21 protein-coding genes are annotated in these 22,971 nt (G+C 63.9%); 5 read left to right on the top strand and 16 right to left on the bottom strand.

What is annotated here, in order from left to right; translation table 11 throughout:
• Positions 1 to 18: 18 nt before the first annotated feature.
• The 5 genes from ACVIIV_RS26915 to ACVIIV_RS26895 form a co-directional block, all read right to left on the bottom strand.
• Complete coding sequence (locus ACVIIV_RS26915) at positions 19 to 1,818, bottom strand: adenylate/guanylate cyclase domain-containing protein (protein ID WP_456746844.1); 1,800 nt, start codon at positions 1,816 to 1,818, stop codon at positions 19 to 21.
• An 8-nt stretch (positions 1,819 to 1,826) separates the two neighbouring features.
• Positions 1,827 to 2,798, bottom strand: a complete 972-nt coding sequence (locus tag ACVIIV_RS26910) for an ABC transporter substrate-binding protein (protein WP_456746843.1) — start codon at positions 2,796 to 2,798, stop codon at positions 1,827 to 1,829.
• A 383-nt stretch (positions 2,799 to 3,181) separates the two neighbouring features.
• Entirely contained in the window at positions 3,182 to 5,440 is a 2,259-nt protein-coding gene (locus ACVIIV_RS26905; RefSeq protein ID WP_456746842.1) for a CHASE3 domain-containing protein, read from the bottom strand.
• Complete coding sequence (locus tag ACVIIV_RS26900; RefSeq protein ID WP_456746841.1) at positions 5,437 to 5,853, bottom strand: response regulator; 417 nt, start codon at positions 5,851 to 5,853, stop codon at positions 5,437 to 5,439. Before ACVIIV_RS26900 ends, ACVIIV_RS26905 begins: the two co-directional genes overlap by 4 nt.
• 245 nt (positions 5,854 to 6,098) lie before the next feature.
• Positions 6,099 to 6,869 (bottom strand): BA14K family protein, encoded by a 771-nt coding sequence (locus ACVIIV_RS26895; protein ID WP_456746840.1) that lies wholly within the window; start codon positions 6,867 to 6,869, stop codon positions 6,099 to 6,101.
• A 240-nt stretch (positions 6,870 to 7,109) separates the two neighbouring features.
• Between ACVIIV_RS26895 and ACVIIV_RS26890 the strand changes: the two genes are divergently transcribed.
• Positions 7,110 to 7,517: an NADH:ubiquinone oxidoreductase subunit NDUFA12 gene (locus ACVIIV_RS26890; RefSeq protein ID WP_018322992.1), complete on the top strand. Its 408-nt coding sequence runs from the start codon at positions 7,110 to 7,112 to the stop codon at positions 7,515 to 7,517.
• 534 nt (positions 7,518 to 8,051) lie between these two features.
• On the opposite strand, the gene ACVIIV_RS26885 is transcribed toward ACVIIV_RS26890, so the two are convergent.
• Positions 8,052 to 8,738 carry a DJ-1/PfpI family protein gene (locus ACVIIV_RS26885; RefSeq protein WP_456746839.1) on the bottom strand — a complete coding sequence of 229 codons (687 nt, stop codon included), beginning with the start codon at positions 8,736 to 8,738 and terminating at the stop codon, positions 8,052 to 8,054.
• Positions 8,739 to 8,846: 108 nt separating this feature from the next.
• Here ACVIIV_RS26885 and ACVIIV_RS26880 point away from each other — a divergent pair, with 108 nt between their 5' ends.
• On the top strand, positions 8,847 to 9,785 hold the full coding sequence (locus ACVIIV_RS26880) for a GlxA family transcriptional regulator (RefSeq protein WP_456746838.1): 939 nt from the start codon (positions 8,847 to 8,849) through the stop codon (positions 9,783 to 9,785).
• A 100-nt stretch (positions 9,786 to 9,885) separates the two neighbouring features.
• On the opposite strand, the gene ACVIIV_RS26875 is transcribed toward ACVIIV_RS26880, so the two are convergent.
• Entirely contained in the window at positions 9,886 to 10,860 is a 975-nt protein-coding gene (locus ACVIIV_RS26875) for an ABC transporter substrate-binding protein (RefSeq protein WP_456746837.1), read from the bottom strand.
• 374 nt (positions 10,861 to 11,234) lie between these two features.
• Complete coding sequence (locus ACVIIV_RS26870; protein ID WP_456746836.1) at positions 11,235 to 12,176, bottom strand: ABC transporter substrate-binding protein; 942 nt, start codon at positions 12,174 to 12,176, stop codon at positions 11,235 to 11,237.
• A 754-nt stretch (positions 12,177 to 12,930) separates the two neighbouring features.
• Between ACVIIV_RS26870 and ACVIIV_RS26865 the strand changes: the two genes are divergently transcribed.
• Positions 12,931 to 13,338, top strand: a complete 408-nt coding sequence (locus tag ACVIIV_RS26865; protein ID WP_456746835.1) for a phasin family protein — start codon at positions 12,931 to 12,933, stop codon at positions 13,336 to 13,338.
• 341 nt (positions 13,339 to 13,679) lie between these two features.
• On the opposite strand, the gene ACVIIV_RS26860 is transcribed toward ACVIIV_RS26865, so the two are convergent.
• The gene (locus ACVIIV_RS26860; RefSeq protein ID WP_456746834.1) at positions 13,680 to 13,916 is read right to left on the bottom strand and encodes a hypothetical protein; all 237 of its coding nucleotides are present in this window, start codon (positions 13,914 to 13,916) and stop codon (positions 13,680 to 13,682) included.
• A gap of 343 nt (positions 13,917 to 14,259) precedes the next feature.
• On the opposite strand from ACVIIV_RS26860, the gene ACVIIV_RS26855 reads away from it, so the two are divergent.
• Positions 14,260 to 15,024: a Crp/Fnr family transcriptional regulator gene (locus ACVIIV_RS26855; RefSeq protein ID WP_456746833.1), complete on the top strand. Its 765-nt coding sequence runs from the start codon at positions 14,260 to 14,262 to the stop codon at positions 15,022 to 15,024.
• Between the two features lie 150 nt (positions 15,025 to 15,174).
• Here the strand turns inward: ACVIIV_RS26855 and ACVIIV_RS26850 are convergent, their stop codons facing one another.
• The 3 genes from ACVIIV_RS26850 to ACVIIV_RS26840 all read right to left on the bottom strand — a co-directional run bounded on the left by ACVIIV_RS26850 (position 15,175) and on the right by ACVIIV_RS26840 (position 17,801).
• On the bottom strand, positions 15,175 to 15,627 hold the full coding sequence (locus ACVIIV_RS26850; protein WP_456746832.1) for an SgcJ/EcaC family oxidoreductase: 453 nt from the start codon (positions 15,625 to 15,627) through the stop codon (positions 15,175 to 15,177).
• A 132-nt stretch (positions 15,628 to 15,759) separates the two neighbouring features.
• Entirely contained in the window at positions 15,760 to 16,767 is a 1,008-nt protein-coding gene (locus ACVIIV_RS26845) for a Na+-dependent transporter (RefSeq protein WP_456746831.1), read from the bottom strand.
• 86 nt (positions 16,768 to 16,853) lie between these two features.
• Positions 16,854 to 17,801 (bottom strand): alpha/beta hydrolase, encoded by a 948-nt coding sequence (locus ACVIIV_RS26840; RefSeq protein ID WP_456746830.1) that lies wholly within the window; start codon positions 17,799 to 17,801, stop codon positions 16,854 to 16,856.
• A gap of 217 nt (positions 17,802 to 18,018) precedes the next feature.
• Between ACVIIV_RS26840 and ACVIIV_RS26835 the strand changes: the two genes are divergently transcribed.
• Positions 18,019 to 19,050 (top strand): DUF2155 domain-containing protein, encoded by a 1,032-nt coding sequence (locus ACVIIV_RS26835; RefSeq protein WP_456746829.1) that lies wholly within the window; start codon positions 18,019 to 18,021, stop codon positions 19,048 to 19,050.
• A 14-nt stretch (positions 19,051 to 19,064) separates the two neighbouring features.
• On the opposite strand, the gene aat is transcribed toward ACVIIV_RS26835, so the two are convergent.
• The 4 genes from aat to ACVIIV_RS26815 form a co-directional block, all read right to left on the bottom strand.
• Positions 19,065 to 19,745, bottom strand: coding sequence for a leucyl/phenylalanyl-tRNA--protein transferase (gene aat / locus ACVIIV_RS26830; RefSeq protein WP_456746828.1), 681 nt, complete (start codon positions 19,743 to 19,745; stop codon positions 19,065 to 19,067).
• A 61-nt stretch (positions 19,746 to 19,806) separates the two neighbouring features.
• Positions 19,807 to 20,910 carry a sensor histidine kinase gene (locus tag ACVIIV_RS26825; RefSeq protein WP_456746827.1) on the bottom strand — a complete coding sequence of 368 codons (1,104 nt, stop codon included), beginning with the start codon at positions 20,908 to 20,910 and terminating at the stop codon, positions 19,807 to 19,809.
• A complete protein-coding gene (locus ACVIIV_RS26820) occupies positions 20,907 to 21,347 on the bottom strand; it encodes a response regulator (protein WP_456746826.1) in 441 nt (146 codons plus the stop codon). The genes ACVIIV_RS26825 and ACVIIV_RS26820 overlap by 4 nt, the downstream gene beginning before the upstream one ends.
• A gap of 5 nt (positions 21,348 to 21,352) precedes the next feature.
• Positions 21,353 to 22,870 carry a sensor histidine kinase gene (locus ACVIIV_RS26815; protein WP_456746825.1) on the bottom strand — a complete coding sequence of 506 codons (1,518 nt, stop codon included), beginning with the start codon at positions 22,868 to 22,870 and terminating at the stop codon, positions 21,353 to 21,355.
• Positions 22,871 to 22,971: the final 101 nt, after the last annotated feature.

The raw sequence follows: 22,971 nt of genomic DNA, 5'->3' as shown, positions 1-22,971 counted from the left end.
CTTCCGGACGCTGGGTTATCAGTGATCCTGAGGCTCTTTCTCTCGCCGGCGTTGTCCCGAGCCCGGCCGTTTCAAAGGCAGGTCAGCAGGTGCGACAGCAAAGATTTCGAGAGCCTGGTCGTAGCCTTTGATGGTCCGCTGTCCGAGCGATGCCAACGGAACGCTATCTCTTACCCTTCCAGCGATCGTGGGATCAGCCAGGATCTGCGCGTCCTTCGCGACATTGCAGAGCCGCGACGCCAGATTCACCACGGCTCCCATCGCCGTGTAGTCCAGCCGACCGTTATAACCAACCGTTCCTACCGTTGCCGGCCCCATGGCAACGCCCACACCAAAGCCGATCGCGTGGCCGGCGTCACACCATTTGCCGGCAAGGGACTGCACCGTCATTTGCAGGTCGATCGCGAGTCGGACCGCTTGAGTTGCCGGCTGTTCACATGCGACTGGGGCATTGACCAGGAGCATGACTCCGTCGCCATCAAAGCCGATGAGCGTTGCCTCGTGACGAGTCGTCACGGCGCCGACCGCCTCGTAGTACTCTCGCATGACGGCCATGATGACATCGGGTTCATTGCGCGTGGAGAACGCCGTGAAACCGCGCAAGTCGCCAAAAATGACTGCCACTTCACGTCGCTGTCCTTCGAGCAGTTCATGAGAATGCTCGACCAATTCGGCGACCTGTGATGGCAGGAACTGCTTCAGCCGTTCGATTCGCGCAGATTTCTGCTGCGAGATCGCCAGTTCAGAAGCCATTTCATTGAAGCGCAACGCCAGTTGCTGAAACTCGTCACCGCTGAAGATCTTGATGCGATGCTCGAATTGTCCGGTTCTGATCCGCTCCACGCCCTCTTCCAGTTGCTTGATCGGGCCGGACATTCTGTGCGCGCGCCAATAGGCGAGCGCCAGCGCGACAAGAACACCAAAGGCAATGAGAATCGACGAGCGCCACAACGCCGCGCGAATTGATGCAAAGGCTTCCGAGGCCGGCTGCATCGCGATCACCGTCCATCCCACGTCGGCGGCCTGAACGGATAGCGCCACCACCGGGTTGCCTTGGTCCCCGGTTATCACCGCCGCTCCGCTCGCCGCGCCAACGAGATGCTTGATCCGGCCGAAACTGCCCGAGCTGGCGCGGCCGCGCAGAACTAGGCTGATATCGGGATGTGCGATCAGATGACCGGAATCATCGACAACAATGGCGTAGCCGGTCTCGCCAATTCTGATGGCTGCGATGACATCCCAGATCAGCTTCAGATTGACCTCGGCGATCGCAACCCCTGCGGCAGGCAGGCTCCCGGCAACCGCGATCCTCATGTAGGGCTCTGAATCTCGCTGGTACTGAACCGGTCCGTACCAGACTTTGTTGCCGCGTGCGCCCAGAACAGCGGGATCCGTAGACATATCAATGCCGCGCCCGGTCCTGTTCAGAAGCAGCCTGGAAACAAAGACCCGTTCGGTGCCGGTCTCATCCAGAAGCGAAACCGAAACGATTGCAGGCACCTGCTGGAGGAGGCGCAAGGCATCGATCTTATGTTGCGCATCGTCTCCGGCAGACCAGGGAAACTGTACCATCCAGCCCAGCTGATCTCGGATGCCATCGGTGAACGCCTCGATCTTATCGGACGCCGCGCGAGCATCGGCCTGCAACACCGCGCTGATCTGGCCACGCTGGTCTCGGTAACCGAAAGAAGCCTCGACGGCAGCGCCGAGTATCAGAGGCACGACCGCAGCGACAAACAACGTCGCGAAGTACTTGCAGAACAGCGAGCGACGCGGGGGCATCGTACACGAAGAGGACTGCGCAGCACCGTCCGTCATAACGACTCTCAGGAGATCACCTTGCTGGCGCGAAACAGGATCGACGACACATCCAGGTCGATACCCAGAAGCCTGGCTGTCTTCAGATTGACTGCCAGTTCAAACTTCTCGGGACGCATCACCGGAAGATCTGACGGATTTTCACCGCGCAGGATGCGATCGGCATAAGTGGCGAGCCGAAAATAGGTCGTGCGCTGGTTTGCGCCGTAACTCAAGAGACCTCCAGCGTCACAATATTCAGACCAGCCAAACATCGAAGGCAGCCGGTGCGCGATTGCAAGCTCCGCAATCCTCGCACGATGCACCAGCGTCACAGCATCGGGAAACACGAGGAGAGCATCCGCGTCCAGCTTGCCGGCAGCCATCAACCCATTCTCGATTTCGCGAGCGCCACAGAACGGAACGTAGGCTGCCTCAATGCCAAGATTTCGGCACGACTCCAAAGTAGCACGCCATTCCAGTGGCTCTCCCGGATGATCCGTGTTCGAGAAGACCGCCAGTTTTCGCAGCTTTGGATAAATGTCCTTGAGCAGCTCAACGCGCTTTCCGGCCAGCTCGAGCGACAGGAATGTGCTGCCGGTGAAATTGGTGCCGGGGTGAGCAAGGCTCTTCACCACACCCAAAGCGACGGGGTCGCCGCTCAATGCAAACAGCACGGGGACGTCGGTGACCGCAGTCATGACGCGTGTTGCCGGACCGCTCGAGACCACAAGGTCGACATCCCCTCGCTGCAACTCGGAGACGATCTTGCGCAGTGCCTGCGGATTTCCAGGGGCATAGTGCGTCTCGAAGGTTACGGTCTTGCCCTCGACGAATCCCAGCGCGCGCATTCCCTCGCGAAAGCCGTCCAGGAAGGGATCCGGTTCGGACTCAGTCGAGAACCAGAAGATACGATGCAGCTTGGCTCCGCCCTGGGCCCGCGCGATCGCAGGCCAGGCCAGTCCTCCACCAATCAACAAGATGAACTCTCGTCTTTTCATGCGAGCACCTGTCGAAGCTGCGCCGTCAATTCCGGCCGCAGACCAAGATCCTAGCTGTGCGTCTGATGACTGCGCTCGGTACTGCGCTCCGCAAGCGGACTGTCGCGACACCGGCTCCGACATTTGTCGCCGGGAGCATGCTCAGAGACTGGGCTGGTGAGACGATTTGTCCTTGAGATGCGCTTGATTTTTGCTTGAGACCGACCCGATCGAGATCAGAACGGCCTTACTCGTTGCATAGCGCGGTGTCCGAACACCTCCGGCGCGGATCCGGGCGAGCTACGGCGTCTCAAGAAGACAATTGGAACTCACATCCTGAGCCAGTGCCCTCAACCTCATAGATCGTGTGACTGCAGCGCGCCTTTCGGCGTTCACGCGCTAAATTAGCTCGCCGCCATCCCGCCGCCGTTCAGCGCCTTTCGGATCATCTCGGCGAGCTGGTTGCGGCGGTAGGGCTTCGTCAGCAGCAGCACGCCGTCGTCGAGCTTGCCGTGATGGACGACGGCGTTGTCGGTGTAGCCGGAGGTGTAGAGCACTTTCACACCCGGCCGGCGCCTGGCCACCTCTTCGGCGAGATCGCGTCCGCTCATGCCGCCGGGGATGACGACGTCGGTGAACAGCAGATCGAACTTCTGGCCGGCCGCGATCAATTCCAGCGCGGCTTTGCCGTCGGATGCGGCTACCGTCTTGTAGCCGAGGCTCTGGAGCTGCGCGGTGACGAAGTTGCGCACCAAGGTGTCGTCCTCGACCACGAAAATGGTCTCGGCGCCGCCTTCGGCCTGCGGCGCGACGCCGGCTGCCACGTCCGCGGCGCCTTCGCCCGGCGGCAGATAGAGCTTGATCGTGGTGCCGTGGCCTTCCTCGCTGTAGATCTTGATGTGGCCGCCGGACTGCTTGACGAAGCCGTAGACCATGGAGAGGCCGAGGCCAGATCCCTTGCCGACCTCCTTGGTGGTGAAGAAGGGCTCGAACGCCTTTTGCTGGATGTCGGGGAGCATGCCGGTGCCGGTGTCGCTGACCGCGAGCATCACGTAAGGGCCCGGCGGCACATCCGGATTGTTCTGCGCATAGGCCTCGTCGAGCACGACGCGGTGGGTCTCCAGCAGCAGCTTGCCGCCGTTCGGCATGGCGTCGCGGGCATTGATCGCCATGTTGAGCACGGCGTTGGTGAGCCTGGACGGATCGATGTGCGTCGTCATCGGCCCCTGTTCCAGCACGGTCTCGATCTGGATCTGCTCGCCGAGGGTGGGGCGCAGAAGCTTTGCGATGTCCGATATCGCGGCGTTGATGTCGACGTTGCGCGGCTCGAGCGGCTGCTTGCGCGCAAATGCCAGCAGATGCTGGATCAGCTCGGCGCAGCGCTCGGCGGCATCGTCGATCAGCCGTGCCGTGCGCTGAAGCTCGGGTTGGCCCTTCAGGCTCTCCACCAGCGTCTCGGTATTGCCGGAGATGACGGTCAGCATGTTGTTGAAGTCGTGCGCGACGCCGCCGGTCAGCTTGCCGATCGCATCCAGCTTCTGCGACTGGTACAGCTGCCGCTCCGTCTCGCGCGAGGTCGTCGCATCGTGATAGACCAGCACCGCGCCCGAGATATTGCCTTGCGCGTCCCGCATCGGCCGGCCGCTGATCATGAGATGGCGCGGAGGATTGCCGCTGAGCGGGCGGACGATCATCTCCAGCTCTTCGAACTGCTCGCCGCGCAGCACGCGCGTCGATGGCAGTTCGTCGGCCTTGAGCGGCGTGACGCCGTCGCCGTGAAACACATCGGACAGCAGGCGCAGATTGCTCAAATTCATGCCGGTGCGATGCACCAGGATGCGCTCGGCGGCGGGATTGGACAGGAGGACATTGCCCTCGGCGTCGATCACCAGCACCGCCTCCGCCATGCTGCGAAACGTGCTCTGGAGCACGTTGACCGACAGGCGCAGCTCGTCATGTGCGGTGACCAGATGCTCGGTGCGCTCGGCCACCGCCGCCTCGAGCGCCGCCTTGGCGGCTTGAGTCTGCTCGAGCGAGCTCTGGAGCTCCCCCGTGGTGCGCCGGCTTTCGCGCATCACGAGCGCGACCAGCAGCAGGATCAGCACGGCGCCGGCGACGTCGATACCGAGCAGCACGATGCCGGTGCGGCGCGAATCCTGGGAGCGCGCGTTGAGCAGGCGTTCTTCCTCGGCGCTCAGATGGTCGAGATTGCCCATCACCGTGTCCATGAGGCCGCGGCCCTCGGCCTTGCTGTTGAGCGCGGCAATGCCGGCCTGGTCGTTCTCGGCGCGCAGGCGCATCGCGGTGGCGGCGATCTCGATCCGGCGCAGCGCCAGCGGCTCGGTGCTCTCCAGCAGCGCGACGTGATCGGGATTGTCGCGCACATCGCGCTTGAGGTCAGCAAGGGCCGGCGCGATCCTGGCGTGCACCGCCTGGAATTCATTGCTGAAGCCGGGGGTGCGATAGAGCTCGTAGCCGCGCGCGGCGCTCTCGGCACGGCGCAGCAACACGCGCAGGTCGGAGATCTTCCTCTGCACCTGGACGGTATGGTTGACCCATGCCGCGTCGGACCGCGACTTGACGTCGAGGGCGATCGAGGCCGCGGTGATGATCAGGAGGATGGCAAGTCCAGCACCGAGAATGACGCGCTGCGTTGGAATCAAGGGGCCTCTTTCTTGTCCTTCGGCTGTGCGCTCGCGCCGGCGAGGCATTCCCGGATCGTGGTCAGCAGCGCTTCCGGCGTGAACGGCTTGCGCAGGCAGCGCGTTGCGCCGAGTTCCAGTGCCATGCGGAGAAAATCGGGAGAGGGCGAGGCGGATGAGGCGAAGGCGTAGCCCGACATCGCGATCAGCGGAGTGGTCGGGGCGCGCTCGTGAAAGATGCGGATGGATTCGAAACCGCGCATATGCGGCATGAAGATGTCAACCAGCATCACGTCGAAGGTCTGCGATTCCAGCGCAGCCAGTCCTGTTTCGCCGCCGTCGGTCAGCGTGACGTCGAAGCCCTGACGTTGGAGGAGGACTTCGATGGTCGCGCCGACCATCGGATCGTCATCAACCACGAGAATACGCGGCATGACACTTCCCAGGTGATCGAAGTCTCCACTGCGATTGGTGATATCCGCGAATCGTGTGTCCGGTCAATTTTGGATTGGATCGCCAAGGATATGCACGGCGCAGTGCATAAAGATCCATTTGCGTCGACTTGTACGCATCCTCGTGCGTGCGAGCACGACGGGCCGAAACAGCTGAGGAATGCGCCTGCCGCGAAAAAGGCGCCGCATTGCTGCGACGCCTTTTGTCTCACGCCTCGGCGATCTGCCTACGGGCACGGATGCCGCTGGCCGTCGTAGCCGAGATAAGTGCCCGAAGCCGGGTCGTAGGATTTGTAGCGCTGCGCGCAATAGGCAGCGGAGTCGCCGCCGCCATCTTGCACCACCGCAACCGACGGCTCGTCATAGTAGCTGTCGTAGTAGTAAGGATCGTCGTAGTAGCCGTAGCCGCCGCCGTAATAGGCATACGAGCCGAGGCCGCCGATTGCGGCGCCAGCCGCGAATCCCGGCCAGAAGCCGCCGTGACGGTGGCGCCAGTGGCCGCCGTGCCAGTGACGGCCGCTCCAGTTGCTTCCGCCTTGCCAGTTGCCGGCGGTTGCGACGCTGCGGGTGCCGCTGAAGGACGGCGACAGGGCCGGACGGGACGCCGGGCCGGCTACGAAGCTGCCGCCGCTCGGGCGAACCGCAGTGCCGGTCGCGAAATTGCCTGCGCTCGGACGCATCGCGGGGCCGGCCGCGAAGCTGCCACCACTCGGACGCACCGCGGGGCCGGCCGCGAAGCTGCCACCGCTCGGACGCATCGCGGCGCCGGCCGCGAAACTGCCTCCGCTCGGGCGCATCGCGGCGCCACCGCCAGAGAACGCGGCGCCGCCGCCACCCATGCGCGCGCCGCCGCCGAAGTGAGCACCGCCGCCACCACCACCGATATGGGCGCCACCGCCTCCGCCCAATCCGGGACGATTCTGGGCAAAGCTCGGCGTCGCCAAGGGAAGAACCAGCGCCACCGCCGCGGCGGCACTCAAGACTGTCAGACTGTTCATGGTTGAACTCCTTTCCCGGAAGCAAACCCTATGAAAGCGCTGGGGTTCCTGGGATCACGCCGGTTTGCGCGCAAATGGAGCTTCCGTTGCTGCCGCTGTACCGGGCATGAATGAATCGCGTCAGCTTTGCGGCAGGGCTGGTTGACAAGCGGATTTGCGGAGGGCACCGGCGGCACCCCCGAACTGGACATTTCGCTGCCCGGATGGCATCAGGACCCGACGAAGCAGGGCCCTTGCCGCATGAAACAATTCTTCCTCAAGTTCTTCACCTGGTGGAATGGCCAGACTTTTGGCACCCAGCTCTGGACCAAGCGGTACGGGGAGCTCGTCGGCCAGGACGAGCAGGGCAACCTCTATTATCGCACCCGCGGCGGGGCGGTCGACCCGACGCTCGGCTTCGAGCGGCGCTGGGTGGTCTATAACGGCTATGCCGAGGCGAGCCGGATTCCGCCGTCCTGGCACGGCTGGATCCATCACGTCGTCGACGTGCCGCCGACCGAGGCCAACTACCAGCCGCGCGAGTGGGAAAAGCCGCACCAGCCGAATCTCACCGGGACGGCCAAGGCCTATCGTCCCTCCGGCTCGACGCTTGCCAGCGGCCGGCGTCCGAAGGCGACCGGCGACTACCAGCCCTGGACGCCCGGCTAGCCTTTCGGCCAACCTGCGAACCGCCATCGTCCGAAGCGGATGCACATGCATCCGCGCCGCGCCGCTGTGGACAACGGGAACAGCGGGGATGCCGACTGCGTGGGCGTTGCGCCGGCGCGGGCGATGCGGCTCAATGATCCCATCTTACGGAGATGGGAGACCATCGCGTTCGGTTCGGGCAACAGCTCGCGACTGTCCCGAGATGCAGCGGCCGCCGAGGAAGGACTCGACCGGGAGATAGGCCCCCGGTCTGGAAGCTCCGAAATCGCCCGATGTGAATGTGCAGCCGCCGTAAGACAGGAAAGGCCGCTTGGGAAACCGAGCGGCCTTTTTCGGTTGGGGACGAGCACGAAGGTCAACGTGCCCCGGACGCAGCGCAGCGCTCTCCAGGCGATGCGGAGCATCGTCCGGTTCAGCGATGCGCTGCAGAGCCGGGGCCCATGTTGCAGCGGTCTGTGCAGCTTCCTTGGTCCCGGCTCAGCGGAGCTGCGTTGCACGCTGCACCGCGTCCGGGACACGAGAGCGGTGTCCAGTCTAGTTCACCCTTTCAGCTGCGCGCTTCACCGCCTCGAGCCTCCGCGCCTGATTTTGGGCGCCGCGCTCCCTCAGCAACGCCAGCACTTCAGCGGGCGCGGTGTCGGGTGAGCCCGAATTGAACGGCGGGGCGGGATTGTATTCCATCTGAAGCTGGATCGCCTCCGCCGTGGTGCGATTGACCATGATCGAAACCAGCGTCAGGGCGAAATCGATGCCGGCGGTGACGCCGCCGCCGGTGATGCGGTTGCGATCGATGCAGACGCGCGTCTTTGTCGGTATCGCGCCGAACTGGGCGAGCATCTCCATCGCGCTCCAATGGGTGGCGGCGCGGTAGCCCTTCAAGAGGCCGGCGGCGCCGAGCGCCAGCGATCCCGTGCAGACCGAGGTGACGTATTTGGCGCCGTCGGCCTGCCGGCGCAGGAAGTCCAGCACGTCCGCATCGTCGAGCAGGTCGTTGGTGCCGCTGCCGCCGGGCACGCAGATCACGTCGAGCTGCGGACATTCGGCGAAGGTTGTGGTCGGCGTCAGCGTCAGCACGGAATCGCTCGGCACCGGCTCGATCCGCTTCCAGATCAGGTGCAGTCTTGCGCCGGGAGCCATGGCGAACACCTGCAACGGGCCGGTGAAGTCGAGCTGGGTGACGCGCGGAAACACCAAGAGACCAATCTGGAGCGGTGACGACATCGGCAGATCCTCCAATTGCGGGCTTGACGCCGGCAGGATGGCATGGTGCCCTCCTGTCATAAATGGCATAAATCCCTCCCTTTCGGACATACCATTACGGCTTGGCCCATGATCGGCATCCTGATCTTCCCGGATTTCCAGCTGCTCGATGCGGCCGGCCCGATCTCGGTGTTCGAGGTCGCGGCGCGCTGCGCCGGCAAGCCGCTGGCGTTGCGCGTGCTGGCGCTGAACGCAGGGCCGGTGCGCAGCTCGTCCGGCGTCGAGATGATGGCGCGCGACTTCAAGTCGGCGCATGCGATCACGACGCTGGTCATCGCCGGTGGCGCGGGCGTGACGAACGCCGCGCGCTGCGAGGCAACGCGCGTCTTCGTGCAGCGGCTGGCCAAGCGCGGCGTGCGGGTCGCCAGCGTCTGCTCGGGCGCTTACGTGCTGGCCGAAGCAGGGCTACTCAACGGCCGCCGCGCCACGACGCATTGGGGGCGCACGCGGGATTTTGTCGCGCGCTATCCCAAGGTGAAGTTCGAGCCGGACCAGATCTTCACTCGCGACGGCAATGTGTGGACGTCGGCGGGCATCACCGCAGGCATCGACCTCGCGCTCGCGATGGTGACCGAAGACCACGGCGAGGAGATCGCGCAGCACGCCGCGCGTCATCTCGTGCTGTATCATCGCCGCAGCGGCGGCCAGTCGCAGTTCTCCTCGCTGCTGGAATTGAAGGCGCCGAATGGCCGCTTCGGCGCGCTGCTGTCCTGGGCGCGGGAAAATCTCGACACCAGGCTGACCGTCGAAGATCTCGCCGATCGCGCCGGCATGAGCGCGCGGCACTTCGCGCGCGCCTTCGCCGCCGAGACCGGTGCGACGCCGTCCAAGGCGATCGAGCGGCTCCGGCTCGAGGTTGCGCGCGAGCGCGTGCAGTCCTCGCGCGAGGCGATCGAGCTCGTTGCCGAGACGACCGGCTTTGGCGATCCCGAGCGCATGCGGCGCGCCTTCATCCGCGCCTTCGGCCAGCCACCGCAAGCGCTGCGGCGCGCGGCGCGGGCGGGGTAGGGCTTGGGATGCGACGTCCGCGTTAGCCACAACAACGGACCTCAACGATGGATAAGCAGATGTCCGCGATGGGCCACTTCCGGACTCATGCAGCGCAGCATCATTCGATCACCTCGTCGGCGCGGGCGAGCAGAGTCATTGGAATGTCGAGACCGAGCGCCTTAGCGGTCTTGAGGTTGATATTCAGGGTCACGTCCGTCGTCTGCTGGACGGGAAGCTCCGCCGGACGCGCCCCTTTGAGAATGCGATCAACATAGCCTGCAGCGCGTTGCCATAGTTTGAAAAGGTTGGCCGAGTACGATATCAGCCCTCCTCTCTGAGCCGAATCGCGGAATGGATAGATCGCCGGTAAGCGCCGCTCTGCGGTGAGCGCGATCAGCCGGGGAACGAGGGGTATCAGCGATGGATCGTCGGTGACGACGAGGCCATCGAGGCCGCTCTCTACCAGAGCGGCGAAGCTGTTCTCGATTTCCGCGAGCCGCACCGAGAGGGCTGTCAACTCGAGACCGAGCCCGGGTGCCGCGTTTTGCATGAGTTCGACTTGGTTGGCAGTCGTCGGATTGTCAGGATTCCACAACACGGCGACGCGACGCACTTTCGGTGCCGCCTCCTTCAGCAGCTCCAGCCACTTGACACCGTAATCGCCGGAGAGCTGCGACAGTCCGGTGATGTTGCCGCCTGGCCGGGCAAGGCTGGCCACAAGACCGGCTCTGACGGGATCTCCGCTCATGCAGACGATCGGCACCGTGGATGTTGCTCGTTGCGCAGCCTGCGAAGTGGGTGTGCCTGGAGTCACGAGAACATCGATGTTGAGCGTGAGGAGTTCAGCGATCAGCGCAGGAACGCGCTCCTGTTTTCCCTCGGCGTAGCGTTCTTCGAGCAGCAGGTTGCGTCCCACTACATATCCAAGGTCTGCTGGTCCTTGACGGAATCCGGTCTGGTAGTACACGTCCGTCCCGCGAACGCCGCTCCAGACGTAGCCGACCCGCGACACCGCTGGTTGCTGCGCGTGGGCTACGAGGGGCAAGGCTACCACCGCAGCGCCGAGAAGCGTAACAAAATCGCGGCGTTTCATTGAGTCACCTCGCTGCGCGCGCTACCGCTACAATATGCGCCAGCAACTCGGAGTTTTGAATAGGTTGGGCCGGTGAAATTACCGTCAGCCCGAGATGAGTCCAAAGGCGGACCTCGGCGAGTGTCCCGCATGGAAATGACATTCACGTTGGGGCGGATTTCGTTGAACGTCAGCCTGAGTAGAGGCAGCGCAGTCGCCGATGTCCGGTTGAGTCAGAAGCGGCAGTTGGGCAATCCAGAGCCCGCGTCCGCTCTGCCTCCCCAAACCGACATCGCGAATGCTCAGCCCGGTTCGGCTAAGGGCCACTTCCAGACTCATGCACCGCAGCAAGAGTGAACCCTATTCAATCAACTGGTCGGCGCGGGCGAGCAACGTCAGCGGCACGTGAGACCGAGCGCGTTGGCAGTCTTCAGGTTAATCACCAACTCGAAGTGCGTCGGCTGCAAGACGGGCATTTCTGCCGGATTCGAGCCTTTCAGAATTTGGCCAACATAGTCCCCAGCTTGGCGGTACATCCAGCTGATGCTTGGACCATAGCTCAGGAGCCCGCCCGCCACGGCGATCTGTTGCACAAAGCCCATTGCCAGCACCTTATGCCTAAGCGCGAAAGAAGTAATTTGTTCGCGCCGATCCAGCAGGATCGGATCACTCGCGGTAATCAAAGCCTGTGCTTTGGCGCTCAGCAACCGCTCTAACGCGATTTCCATTTCGCTCGCGTTTCTAGCATTGACCGTGATCGTCTCGATACCCAGCTTCTTTGCCCCTGTTTCCGCGTCCGCTTCTTCGATTTTGACGTTCGGATTGGTGGGGTTCATCAGCAGTGCAATTCGGGAAATGTTTGGGGCCATTTCCCTAAGCAGTTCAACTCGTTTTGCGCCAAGCACATTCTGATTGAAAAGGATGCCCGTCACGTGCCCGCCGGGGCGATTAATATCGCTGATCAGCCCATGGCGAATTGGGTCACCACCAATCGTGAACACGACTGGTATCGTGTTGCTGGCTAGCTGCGCTGCCCGCGCGGAGGCAACATCTCCCGTCGCGGCAATTGCGACTACTCCCATCGCGACAAGTTCAGCCGCAAGGACAGGTAATGCGCCGTAGTCCCCGCGAGCCCACCGTTCCTCAATACGAACATTGCGGCCCTCGATGAAACCGGCCTTCGCCAGTCCTTCTCGAAAAGAGTCGGCATTGAAGCGATAGGTATCGGGCGAGGCGCTGTTCAGAAAACCAACCAACGGCGTCGCTCGCTGAGCCAGCACGGCAAGAGGCAAGGCCGCCGTACCTCCGAGAACCGCAATGAATTCCCGTCGTCTCATCAGCGCCTCCTAGGGCTGGACGAGACAATGGTACCCGCGAAGACGGTCGGCCGATAGGGTCGACCACGTCCGTCTTGGGTCATACGCGTCATTTCGGCCGCGCACTAACAACTTCCGATCTACCCCAGTAAATGGACATTCTAGTCGTCCGTCGACATAGCCTCAAAGGTCGGCCTGGGGCTGGCCGACTGCCCACGGATGTCAGCTCGATCCTACGACGTCCGACTATCGAGGCGCTGCACAAGACTGGCTTCGTGACGCCGCACTGGAAGGCGCATGGCCGCATCGTCACGGTGAGGGCTGTTGAGGTGAAGCAGAAGGGGAGGCGGCATAAGGCATCCACCAGCTACCATTGCCGGCACGTTGCGTGACGTCCGTTCTTGCTCGAACGTAGCGCATCCCAACGCAGCTAGGGCCGGGCTCCTTTGCAATGCTTACGCTGCTTCCCAACCCTTGGGATCCCCGTTATGCACAGTGCTCCTCGCATATACCTTCGTCTGCGTTGACAATCTCAAAAAAAGTTTAAGCGAGAGTCGCAAACCGAACCGACATTCCCGCTTCTCTCAGCCCAAAGTCGTATCGGGTCGGGGCTAGATCAAGGCTCATCCAAAATCTGATTGAACACAGAGCGTGAGCTCTCGTGACGCAAGCGAGCGTTGCGAGCAATGCTTTCGCTTGAGAAAGGGAATGTTGCGTGAGTGAAAGCGAAATGAAAGTGACGCCGAACGGAACGAACGTTTTCGGGATGCCATGGTTGGATTTCTCGAAGGTCGCCTTGCCCGGCGGCGGGCGCGAGCTTGCCGAGCAAGGCCTCGCCCGCGCACGGGAAGGTTGCGAGAAGATCAAGGCCGCATCGGAAGAGATGACGCAGGCGCTGCGTGAGACCTATTCGAGCAATGCGAGATGCACGACCGACTATGGGCTCAAGGTGCTCGAAATCTCAAACGCCAATGCCGCTTCTGCGCTCGATTTCTTCGTCCATCTGTTCGGCAGCAAGTCAGCGACCGATGTCTATACCTTGTCGGCGGCGCAAGCGCGCAAGGCGTTCGACACCGCCTCCGACCAGAACAAGGAATTGTGGGCGCTTGCCCAGAAGCTCGCGACGGATACGGGTGAGCCGATCAGGAAGCACTTCACCAGGGTTCTCCACCAAGGCGGCTAAAAAAAGCGCGCTCAATTCACATCCAGATTCGTTTGAGGAGAGATCCGGCTGGTTGGAGCAAGCCGAGCTGAGCGAGCACGCCCCCACGCCCCATGCTCGGCCAACAAGGTGCGCGATGCCCCCCAAGTACCCCGCACCGACAAGAGGCATTCCAACCGGCCGGTGCTTTTCTGCAAACGACAACAAAGACTAATCGCAAGGGAGGGCGACATGGGAATGGTCATGGTCAAATGTCCGCAAACCGGACACGCGATTCCCACCGGCATCCAGACTGATCGCGAGAGCTTTGGACGCCGCGCGGTGTTTTTCTCGCGCACGCGTTGTCCGATCTGCCGCACCGATCACGCGTGGTTCGCGCGGGAAGCCTGGGTCGACGAGCCGGGCATCCGGACCGCGCCGTCGTAGCGCAGGCGCCCGGAAGTACCCCAACGGCGAACGGCTTTGTTGACCTTGTCTCGGCCCCGGCGGTTTTCAGGCGCAAGCTGCATGACCGGTTCATGGATTTCGGCCGGGGCAAGATGCGAGACATTCATGAACCCTCTATCGCCGAGCGACGCATTCCTTACGGTCGCGATCATGAGCGTCACTTTCCTGGCCGAGGTCGGGCTCTTTATTTTGATTGGAATGCTTTGAAGGGGGGCGCGCGACCGTGCGAGGTCTAGGACTCCGCAAGCTTCAAGAGCGGGGGAAATGCAGGCATCACCCGAGGTCGCAGAAGGGCCCAAAAAGGCCCCACCCAAATTTTGGTCTACAGCTCGGTGACGAATTGGAGGTACTTGCTTAAATTTCCTGCTTGACAAGGCGCTCTTAGACGGCTTGCACAGCAAGAGCCCGTCGGTCGGTATCGCGGGAACCTCCTCGATTTCAAGCATGGCGTTCCAACAGCATGATGAAGGTTGAAATATGGGCTCGGCAGCTCGCATGATGGAGCGCCCTGCCAGCGTCGGTAATCGTCTCCTAGCTACATTGCCGTCGAAAGACCTCGCATTGCTCGCCCCTCATCTTCAGAAGGTGTCGCTTGAACAGGACGCCGTGGTGATACGAGCGGGAGATCGACGCGACCATGTTTGCTTTCCCCATAGCGGGGCCATCTCCTTCATGCTTGGCCTTCCGAACGGAGAAGCGATCGCAACCGCGGTAATCGGACGCGAGGGAGCTATCGGCGCATTATCGGTGCTGGGACCCTCTTTCTTGTCGTCGGTGACCGCGGTCGTGCGGGTGCGCGGCATCGCATCGCAAATCTCCGTGTCGCGGTTTCATGCAGCCTACATGGCGAGCGGCGCCATCAGACATATGGTCGAGTCGCACACGAGGTCGATACTCATGCAGTTCCAGCACGTCTCAGCATGCAACGGACTGCACTCAGTCGAGGCCCGCATGGCTCGGTGGCTGCTTCACCTGCACGATCGAACCGACGGCAACAGCATCCTATCACTAACGCAAGAGACGCTTTCGCAGCTGCTTGGGGTGCGACGAACGACCGTGACGCAGGTGATCGCCAAACTCCGCGCCTTGGGTGCCATCAAATCCGTTCGGCGGGGCTTGGTTGAAATTGACAGGGCGCGGCTCGAGGAAGCTACCTGTGAATGCTACGACATCATACGCCGTGCGACCGATCGGATCGTCCCGGACGACGCCTTTGGATTCCAGCAAGCAGCGCAAATGCGGACGTCGAGGGAGGTCTGAGTAGGGCCAATAGTGGCGACATACGAATTTGGCAAATGGAAAGAGGCCGCCAACTGAGGCGGCCGTACTGCTTCCATTTTGGCCGGTCTTCTTGTTCCAGGCCTTCGGCCAGCTTCGTCCGCGAGTTCGCCGAAGGGCCAAGAGCCGACTTCACTGCTTGGGCGGTGGGCGCAATGACGAGTGGTGATGGGCTATGACCCAATCATTACCCTCTTTGACAAGAACCATTGTGAAGCGCGCTGGCTCCGGCACGAGCTTGCCCTCGCGGTTGCGCATGAAATCGTTGAAGCCGACTGCCAGTACAGTCGTGGGATTGATCACCCTCAGCTGCTTCTCCACGAACTCGACCTTGTTGCCGGTGCCGACTACCACGGTAAAGTATTGCGTAATTGCCTCACGCCCCAATGTTAGATCTCTGCTCCTGGTGCCATGTAGGATCGCGTCGGCCGCATACAGCTTAGCGACGGCGACATTATCGTTGGCGTCGTAAGCAGCCTTCCAGCGGGCAAACAAAGCATCCGCCTCCTCCTCGGGACCTGCCAACACGTGAGTCGGGCCGATCGCCAACAGCGCCACCAACAAGACTCGTCCGAATGCGAGCATGGCTTCCTCCCGATGTCATCCAGGAACGGCTGGCTTCGAATTGTGTCACTACGCCGCGTCGCAAGCAACTCCTCGCGCCGGCGACTTCCGAGTTGGGCCAAAAGCAGACCTCCCGGATTTTATGAGTACTGCCTAGATGGTGCTGTTTGCAGCTGCCTCGCCCGACGCACCTGCACGCGCTGTCAATCGCCGCGCGATCGGCATCAGCATGTACGGCGCAAGATGAATCGGAAACTGCGTCAGCGCGAAATACAGCCAGGTCGTCGCCGGCAGCGCGCCTGCGGTGGCAGCCAGCATCAGCCCGAGATTGCGCTGTGACACCATCAGGCCGATCGCGAAGGCGCGCTCGGTGCCGACGCGGCGGAAGATCAGCGTCGTCGCGGCGAGCAGGGTAAAATAAACCGCGAAGGCGAGCAGCGCGACGGCGATCGTGAACAGCGGATCGGCGAGGAGATCGCTGGCGACGTCGCCCATCACCGCGGAGGCGAATACCAGGAGGATGATGATGTTGAGACCGTCGATCGGCTGCTTGTGGCGCTGGATCGCCTCCGTGCCGAAGACCCGGCGGATAACAGTCGCAGCAAGCAGCGATGCGGCGAGAATGCCGAGCAGCTTCAGGCCGAGCGTGGCCGGCGAGATGTTGAGCATCCCGCCGAGAAAGAGGCTGGCGAACAGCGACGCCGTGAAGGGAACGAGTGCGGTCGAGGTCACGAGCGTCACGAGCACCAGCGTGGCATCGAGGCCCATCAGCGCGGCAAGCGCCGGTGCCGCCATCATCGGCGAGGCCATGCCCTGGAGCATCAGCGCGAGAGCAAGGCCCGGGGAACTTGTGGTGAGCCCCGTCGCGTAGGCGGCGAGGGCGACGATCAGCGGCACGCCGATCGTGGTCCAGGCCGTGGCGGCGGCGACCAGCGCCGGCCGGCGCAGATGTCCGTACAGCGCCACGAGATCGACGCGCATGAAGGAGATGCAGAGCAGAAGGAAAATCGCCTCGGTCACGTAGGGACGAAGCAGCGCGCCGAGCGGCGGCACCGCGACCGCGATGAAGGCGATGGCCGCCACGGCGCGGGTGCCTTGGCCGCCGAGCCATGTCAGCCCGCGCAAGGGAAGGGCGAAGACGGATTGGAAGAGAGAGGGCATCTCAATCGACGTTTTCGGTGCGTAGACCGGATATGATGGGAGCGGTCCTGCATGTCGCTGCGCTCATGCGGGCTACGGGACTGCCGTCAGCCCAGCGCCTTCAACCAAGCGCCGATCTCACGCACGGCGACATTGGCCTGCGGCAGCAATTTTCCCATGGTGAAGAAGCCGTGGAACTGGCCGGGATAGTGCTTGCAAGTCACGGGCACGCCGGCCCGCTTCAGACGCTCGGCATATTCTGCGCCTTCGTCGCGCAGGGGATCGGCGCCGGCGGTCAGCACATAGGCCGGCGGCAGGCCGGCAAGGTCTTGCGCGCGCGCCGGCGAGGCGCGCCAGTCGTGGATGTCGGCGGCGCCGTTGAGGTAGTGGTCGCGGAACCAGCGGATCACCGAATGGGTCAGCAGCACGCTGGTCTCGGGATCGCTGTGGGAGCCGTGCGTCATGGCGAAATCGGTCGCCGGATAGATCAACACCTGGCCCGCGAGCGCGGGGCCGTTGTCCTCGCGCGCGGCGAGCGCCACAACCGCGGTGAGATTGCCGCCGGCACTGTCGCCGCCGATCGCAAGGCGCGCGGCGTCGATGCCGAGCTCGCGCGCGTTTGCGGCGACCCATCTGGTCGCGGCGATGGCGTCCTCGGTCGCGGCGGGAAATTTGTGCTCGGGCGCGAGGCGGTAATCGACGGAGATCACGATCAGCGCGCCTTCAGCTGCGAGCTGGCGGCAGACCACATCGTGAGAGTCGAGGTCGCCGATCACCCAGCCGCCGCCATGGAAGAACACCAGCGCCGGCGACAGGCCGTCGTGCCGGCGCAGTTCCTTGGGCACGTAGAGGCGGGCTGGGATCGCCCCGTGCGGCGCCGGGATCGCCAGCGATGCGATGCGGGCAAGCTCCGGCGCGTCAGGATTGGTGGCAAAGCGCGCCTGCGAATAATAGGCGCGTGCTTCCGGAGCGGTCAGCGTCTCGTAGGCGGGGCGGCCGGCCTCCTGGAAGGCCTTGTAGACGGCGGCGGCATCGGGATCGAGCACAACAGGCATAAAGGGGGGACCTTGGGGTTTCCAGTTGGTGTCATTTTTGGGGCGCTGCCCGTTTGGGGGCGACACGCGCCTTCGGCCCCGGGGAGGGGCTTCACGACTATCCCATCCGGGAGCTGGCCTGGCCAGACCGCGCCGGGAAGGGCAGGGATGCCGCCCTTCCCCCGCCGTATTCGGCGTGTTAACCGGAGGGCCTGCGAGCGGCGGTATCCCCTGTAGAATGTCCAACAAGCCCGATTCGCTGTTGAAGCCGCGCGAGATGTTCAAAACCTTTTCCCTGACCGGTCTTGCGGCGCTTTTGGCCGCCACCGCACTGACGGCTGCGACGCCGGCTCAGGCGCAGATCGGCACGATCTTCTCCGATCCGCCGCCGCTGCGGCCGCCCGGCAATATTCCGCGTGGCCAGCCCCAGCCACAGCAGATCCCCGAGGACGACGAAGAGGTGCCCGAGCTGCCGCCGCAGGGCCGGGTGTTGCCGTCGCGTCCGATGCCGCCGCCTCCGGGCCGGCAGGGCAACGTGATGCCGGGGCCGGTCGAGACCCAGCCCCTGGCGCCGCCGCCGGGCTCGACCCTCGCGCCGCCGAACCAGCCGCCCTCCGCGGCAATCGCGCCACCCAGTCCGCAAGGCGCTCCTGGCCAGCGCCAGCCCCAGCAGAAGGGCGGGCCGGGCGGCGCTGTCCCGCAGACGCCGGCCAGCCTGCAGCCGGGCGACGAGGTCGTGACCGAGCCGCCGGCCCAGAAGATCGTGAACAAGAAGGCGACCTTCTCCGGTCTCGACAAGATCACCGGACGCATCATCAATTTCGACGAGGAGATCGGCGAGACCGTCCAGTTCGGCGCGCTCCGGGTCAAGACCGACGCCTGCTACACGCGGCCGGCGACGGAGGCCGCCAACACCGACGCCTTCGTCCAGGTCGACGAGATCACCTTGCAGGGTGAGGTGAAGCGCATCTTCTCGGGCTGGATGTACGCGGCAAGCCCGGGCCTGCATGGCGTCGAGCATCCGATCTACGACATCTGGCTGACCGACTGCAAAGAGCCGCAGCAGACCATTGCGACCGCCGCGCCGGATCCGGCCGCGGCAAAGCCGCCGCCACCGCCGCCCGCGCAGAAGAAGGCCGCGCCCAAGCAGGTGCAGCAGCGCCCGCCACAGCCGCTGCCGCCGATCCAGCAGCAGCAACCGGCACCGCCGCCCCCTCCGCCGCCGGAGCAGCGGCCAGGCCTGTTCGGTATCCCGGGGTTCGGCCGCTAGAGTCCAGCTATCGGTTATTGCCGCGAGGCGATGATCTCGAGCACGCGCGCGCCGGGGATTGCCTCGCCGTCGGAGAGCCTCAGGAAATCGCCGGGCTCGCCCGCCAGCGCCTTGTCGAGCAGCGCCGTGTAGCGTCGCCGCGAAATCTCCACCGCGCCGAAGCTCTTCAGGTGCTCGGTGACATATTGGGTGTCGAGCAGCTCGAAGCCGCCATGGATCAGCCGCGCCACCAGATGCACCAGCGCGACCTTGGACGCATCGCGTGCGGTGTGAAACATGCTCTCGCCGAAGAAAGCGCGCCCGAGGCTGACGCCATACAGCCCGCCGACGAGGTCGTCGCCCTGCCAGGCTTCGACGCTGTGGCAATGGCCGAGCTCGTGCAGGCCGCCATAGAGATCGCGGATGCGCTTGTTGATCCAGGTGTCCTCGCGCCCTACTTGCGGCGCCGCGCAGCCGGCGATGGTCGCCTTGAATGCGGTGTTGACGGTGACGCGGAACGTATCCGACCGCACGGTGCGCGCGAGTCGCGAGGCGACGCGAAACCCCTCGAGCGGGATGACGCCGCGCAGCTCCGGCTCGACCCAGAACAGGGTCGGATCGTCGGCGCTTTCCGCCATTGGGAAGATGCCGCAGGCATAGGCGCGCAGCAGCACAGCCGGGGTGATTTCAGATGGGGCGGAGTCGCGCGAAGTCATGGCTTGCCATCATAGCAGGATCGCATTGCGGTTGCGATGGCTGGCGCGGCCGGGCGCGGGGTCAGCTCGCGGCGGCCGTGCTGGTCTTGCCGACGGTTGCGGGCATGCGGCCGAACTTCAGCACGATCCGGGTTCCGGAATGCGCGGGGTCGCGTTCGACCGAGGCGTCGAGCTTGGAGGCCATGGCCGCGACGATGCGCTGGCCCATCCCGGTGGAGCGCGGATCGGCCTTGACGTTGTCGCCGACGCCATCGTCGGTGATCGAGAGCAGGAGATCGTCGCCTTGCGAGATCAGCTCGACATGGATCGGGCCGGCGCCGTCGGGATAGGCGTATTTCACCGCGTTCATCACCAGCTCGTTGACGATGATGCCGACGGCGACCGCACGGTCCGGATCGATCTCGATCGGCTCGGCCTTCAGCGTCAGGCGCGACATCCGGTTGCCTTCGGCCGAGCGGCGGAGATCCTCGAGCAGCGAGTCCAGATACTGATTGAGGACCACGCTCTTCAGGTCCTGTGAGGTGTAGAGGCGCCGGTGCACCTGCGCGACCGCGGCGACGCGGCCCATCGCATTGGTCAGCGCCGCCTTGACCTCCTCCTGCGCGGCGGAGCTTGCCTGAAGGTGCAGCAGCGAGGCGATGATCTGGAGCGAGTTGCCGACACGGTGGTTGACCTCGCGCAGCAAGAGCTCGCGTTCGGCGGCGAGCGCCGCGTAGCGGTCGCGCGAGGCGTGGATCTCGGCTTCGGCTTCATCGCGCGCCCGCTGCAACTCGGCCTGGCGCAGCGCGCCTTCGGCGGCGACGTGGAGGAGCGGGATGAAGTCGCCCTGGACGTCCTTCACCAGATAGTCGGCCGCCCCCGCCTTGAGCGCGGTCACCGCGATGCTGGAATCCTGCGATGCGGTGACGAACACGACCGGCGGCGCGTCCGGGATCGCCATGATTTGCTCGAGCGTCTCCAGCCCGTCGAGGCCCGGCATGTACTGGTCGAGTGCCACGACGTCGATGCCCCCTTCGGCGCCGGCGCGGCGGATGCGCTCGAGACCTTCCTCGCCGCTCGCGGCATGGACGACCCTGTAGCCGCGCCGCGTCAGGCCGCGATCGACCAGGCGCGCCAGCGCGTCGTCATCGTCGATGTAGAGCAGTGTCGGCGTGCGCTGGTTCATGTGGCGGCGGGCGGGACCTGGATGACCGAGAAGAACAGCCCGAGCTGCCGGATGGCATTGGCGAAATTCTCGTAGTTGACGGGCTTGGTGATGTAGACGTTGCAGCCGAGCTCGTAGCAGCGCTTGATTTCCTGGGAATCGTCGGTGGTGGTCAGCACCACCACGGGCGAGGCCTTCAGATATTTGTTTTCCTTGATCTGCTTCAGAATGTCGATCCCGATCATGTCGGGAAGGTTGAGGTCGAGCAGGATCAAGAGCGCATTGCCCTTCTGCACGAGTCCGCTGCCGTCGGCGCCGAACAGGTGCCGCATGGCGTCGGTGCCGTTGGCGAACGCGACGATCTCGTTGTTGACGCCGGACCTTCTGATGTTGCGCTCGATCAGGCGGGCGTGGCCCTCGTCGTCCTCGATCATGATGATGGTGACAGGCTGCGTCATCGATCTCAGTTCCGGTTGCTCACGTTCCAGGCGATCGGCAGCGTGATCGTGAAGGTACTGCCCGCATTCAGTTCCGATGATACCGACATGGTGCCGCCGAGGCGACGCACAAGTGCACGCACATGCGCAAGACCAATGCCCTGGCCGGGCTTGTCCTGGGTTCCCGCGCGGCGGAACAGGTCGAATATCCGCTGGTGGTCCTTCGGATCGATCCCGCGGCCGTTGTCGCTGATCTCGAAGATAGCGTAACCGAGCTTGGTCCGCCCCCGGATTCTGATCTCACCGGGCGCGCCGGGCTTTAGATATTTGATCGCGTTGTCGATCAGATTGGAGAAGATCTGCTCGAGGGCAAGACGGTCGCTCACGAGGTTCGGCAGGGGCTCGAGGTGGATCTCGGCTTGCGCCTCGGCCGCCTGGTGCGCCAGTGTCGAGACGATGGCCTCGATCAGCTCGCGCGTGTCGATCTTCACCGGCTGGAATTCGCGCCGGCCCTCGCGCGTGAGGTTGAGGATGGCCGAGATCAGCCGGTCCATCTTGGCGATCGACGTCTTGATGAAGCCGAGCGCTTCGGAGAAATCCTCCGAGAGCTGTTTGTCGGCGCCTTCGAGCGCGATCTGGCCGGGAGCGCCGGGCGCCGGCGGCGACCCATCGGCGGAGACGTGGGTAAGGCCGCCGATCCGGCGGAAGATGTCGTCTCCGAGCTCCTCGAGCTCGCTGGTGAAGCCCATGATGTTGACGAGCGGCGAGCGCAGATCATGGCTGACGATATAGGCAAAGCGCTGGATCTCGTCGTTGGCTTCGCGCAGGTCCGCCGTGCGCTCGTCGACGACGCCCTCCAGATTGACATTGGCATCGCGCAGGCGGGCTTCAGCCTCGTCGCGCACGCGCGCCGAGCGCCGCACCAGCCAGATCGAGATCATCGCCAGCAGCACGACGAGGCCGGAGCCGATGCCGGTCATCGACGCGGAGAGGGTCTGGCTGCGGTTGGAATTTGCCGTTCGGAGCCGGAACAGCCGTTCCTCCTCGCGGATCATGGCGTTGGCCATGTTGCCGATCGTGGTCGTGGTGTTGCCGGCGGCGGCCTCGCGGATCAGCGCCGTGGCCCTGTCGGGTTGGCCCTGCTTCACGAAAGTCATCTCGCGCGAGAACTGGTCGAGCCGGGTCTCGATTGCCGCTCTCAGCTTCCCAAGATTGTCGCGTTGCGCCGGATCGTCGCCGATCTGGCGCGCGAGCTTGTCGAGCGCCGGAACGATCGCCGCGACGGCTTTCTCATGATCCGACAGGAAATCGGGCCCCTGCGTCATGAGAAAGCCGCGAGCGCTGCTCTCGGCGCGCCGGACCTCGAGCAGCAGGGCGTTGATCTGGTTCTCCACCTCGATGGTATGAACCACCCATTTGCTGTCTTCCCGAGCCTTGTTGACGAGGTAGACGGAGCCGGCGCTGATTACGGTCAACACCAAAAGGCCCGCCGAAAGCAGCAGGATCTGCCAAAACGCGCCCCGTCGGTGGGCTTCAGCCCTCACGACGATCCACCTGTCGACGTTCAGTGGAGTTCAAAACGCCCCCTTGGAACTGTCCCGCCGTCCAGAACGCGATCGGGGCCAAAGGGTTCCAAAAGGAGCAA

The organism is Bradyrhizobium sp. USDA 4354 (assembly GCF_054060315.1).
This window is presented reverse-complemented; position numbering and strand designations above follow the sequence as displayed.

Bases quoted from the DNA above. Each gene is read 5' to 3' on its own strand.
- ACVIIV_RS26915 (WP_456746844.1), bottom strand. From the start codon at position 1,818: ATGACGGACGGTGCTGCGCAGTCCTCTTCGTGTACGATGCCCCCGCGT.
- ACVIIV_RS26910 (WP_456746843.1), bottom strand. From the start codon at position 2,798: ATGAAAAGACGAGAGTTCATCTTGTTGATTGGTGGAGGACTGGCCTGG.
- ACVIIV_RS26900 (WP_456746841.1), bottom strand. From the start codon at position 5,853: ATGCCGCGTATTCTCGTGGTTGATGACGATCCGATGGTCGGCGCGACC.
- ACVIIV_RS26895 (WP_456746840.1), bottom strand. From the start codon at position 6,869: ATGAACAGTCTGACAGTCTTGAGTGCCGCCGCGGCGGTGGCGCTGGTT.
- ACVIIV_RS26890 (WP_018322992.1), top strand. From the start codon at position 7,110: ATGAAACAATTCTTCCTCAAGTTCTTCACCTGGTGGAATGGCCAGACT.
- ACVIIV_RS26885 (WP_456746839.1), bottom strand. From the start codon at position 8,738: ATGTCGTCACCGCTCCAGATTGGTCTCTTGGTGTTTCCGCGCGTCACC.
- ACVIIV_RS26880 (WP_456746838.1), top strand. From the start codon at position 8,847: ATGATCGGCATCCTGATCTTCCCGGATTTCCAGCTGCTCGATGCGGCC.
- ACVIIV_RS26875 (WP_456746837.1), bottom strand. From the start codon at position 10,860: ATGAAACGCCGCGATTTTGTTACGCTTCTCGGCGCTGCGGTGGTAGCC.
- ACVIIV_RS26870 (WP_456746836.1), bottom strand. From the start codon at position 12,176: ATGAGACGACGGGAATTCATTGCGGTTCTCGGAGGTACGGCGGCCTTG.
- ACVIIV_RS26860 (WP_456746834.1), bottom strand. From the start codon at position 13,916: ATGATCGCGACCGTAAGGAATGCGTCGCTCGGCGATAGAGGGTTCATG.
- ACVIIV_RS26855 (WP_456746833.1), top strand. From the start codon at position 14,260: ATGATGGAGCGCCCTGCCAGCGTCGGTAATCGTCTCCTAGCTACATTG.
- ACVIIV_RS26850 (WP_456746832.1), bottom strand. From the start codon at position 15,627: ATGCTCGCATTCGGACGAGTCTTGTTGGTGGCGCTGTTGGCGATCGGC.
- ACVIIV_RS26845 (WP_456746831.1), bottom strand. From the start codon at position 16,767: ATGCCCTCTCTCTTCCAATCCGTCTTCGCCCTTCCCTTGCGCGGGCTG.
- ACVIIV_RS26840 (WP_456746830.1), bottom strand. From the start codon at position 17,801: ATGCCTGTTGTGCTCGATCCCGATGCCGCCGCCGTCTACAAGGCCTTC.
- ACVIIV_RS26835 (WP_456746829.1), top strand. From the start codon at position 18,019: ATGTCCAACAAGCCCGATTCGCTGTTGAAGCCGCGCGAGATGTTCAAA.
- aat (WP_456746828.1), bottom strand. From the start codon at position 19,745: ATGACTTCGCGCGACTCCGCCCCATCTGAAATCACCCCGGCTGTGCTG.
- ACVIIV_RS26825 (WP_456746827.1), bottom strand. From the start codon at position 20,910: ATGAACCAGCGCACGCCGACACTGCTCTACATCGACGATGACGACGCG.
- ACVIIV_RS26820 (WP_456746826.1), bottom strand. From the start codon at position 21,347: ATGACGCAGCCTGTCACCATCATCATGATCGAGGACGACGAGGGCCAC.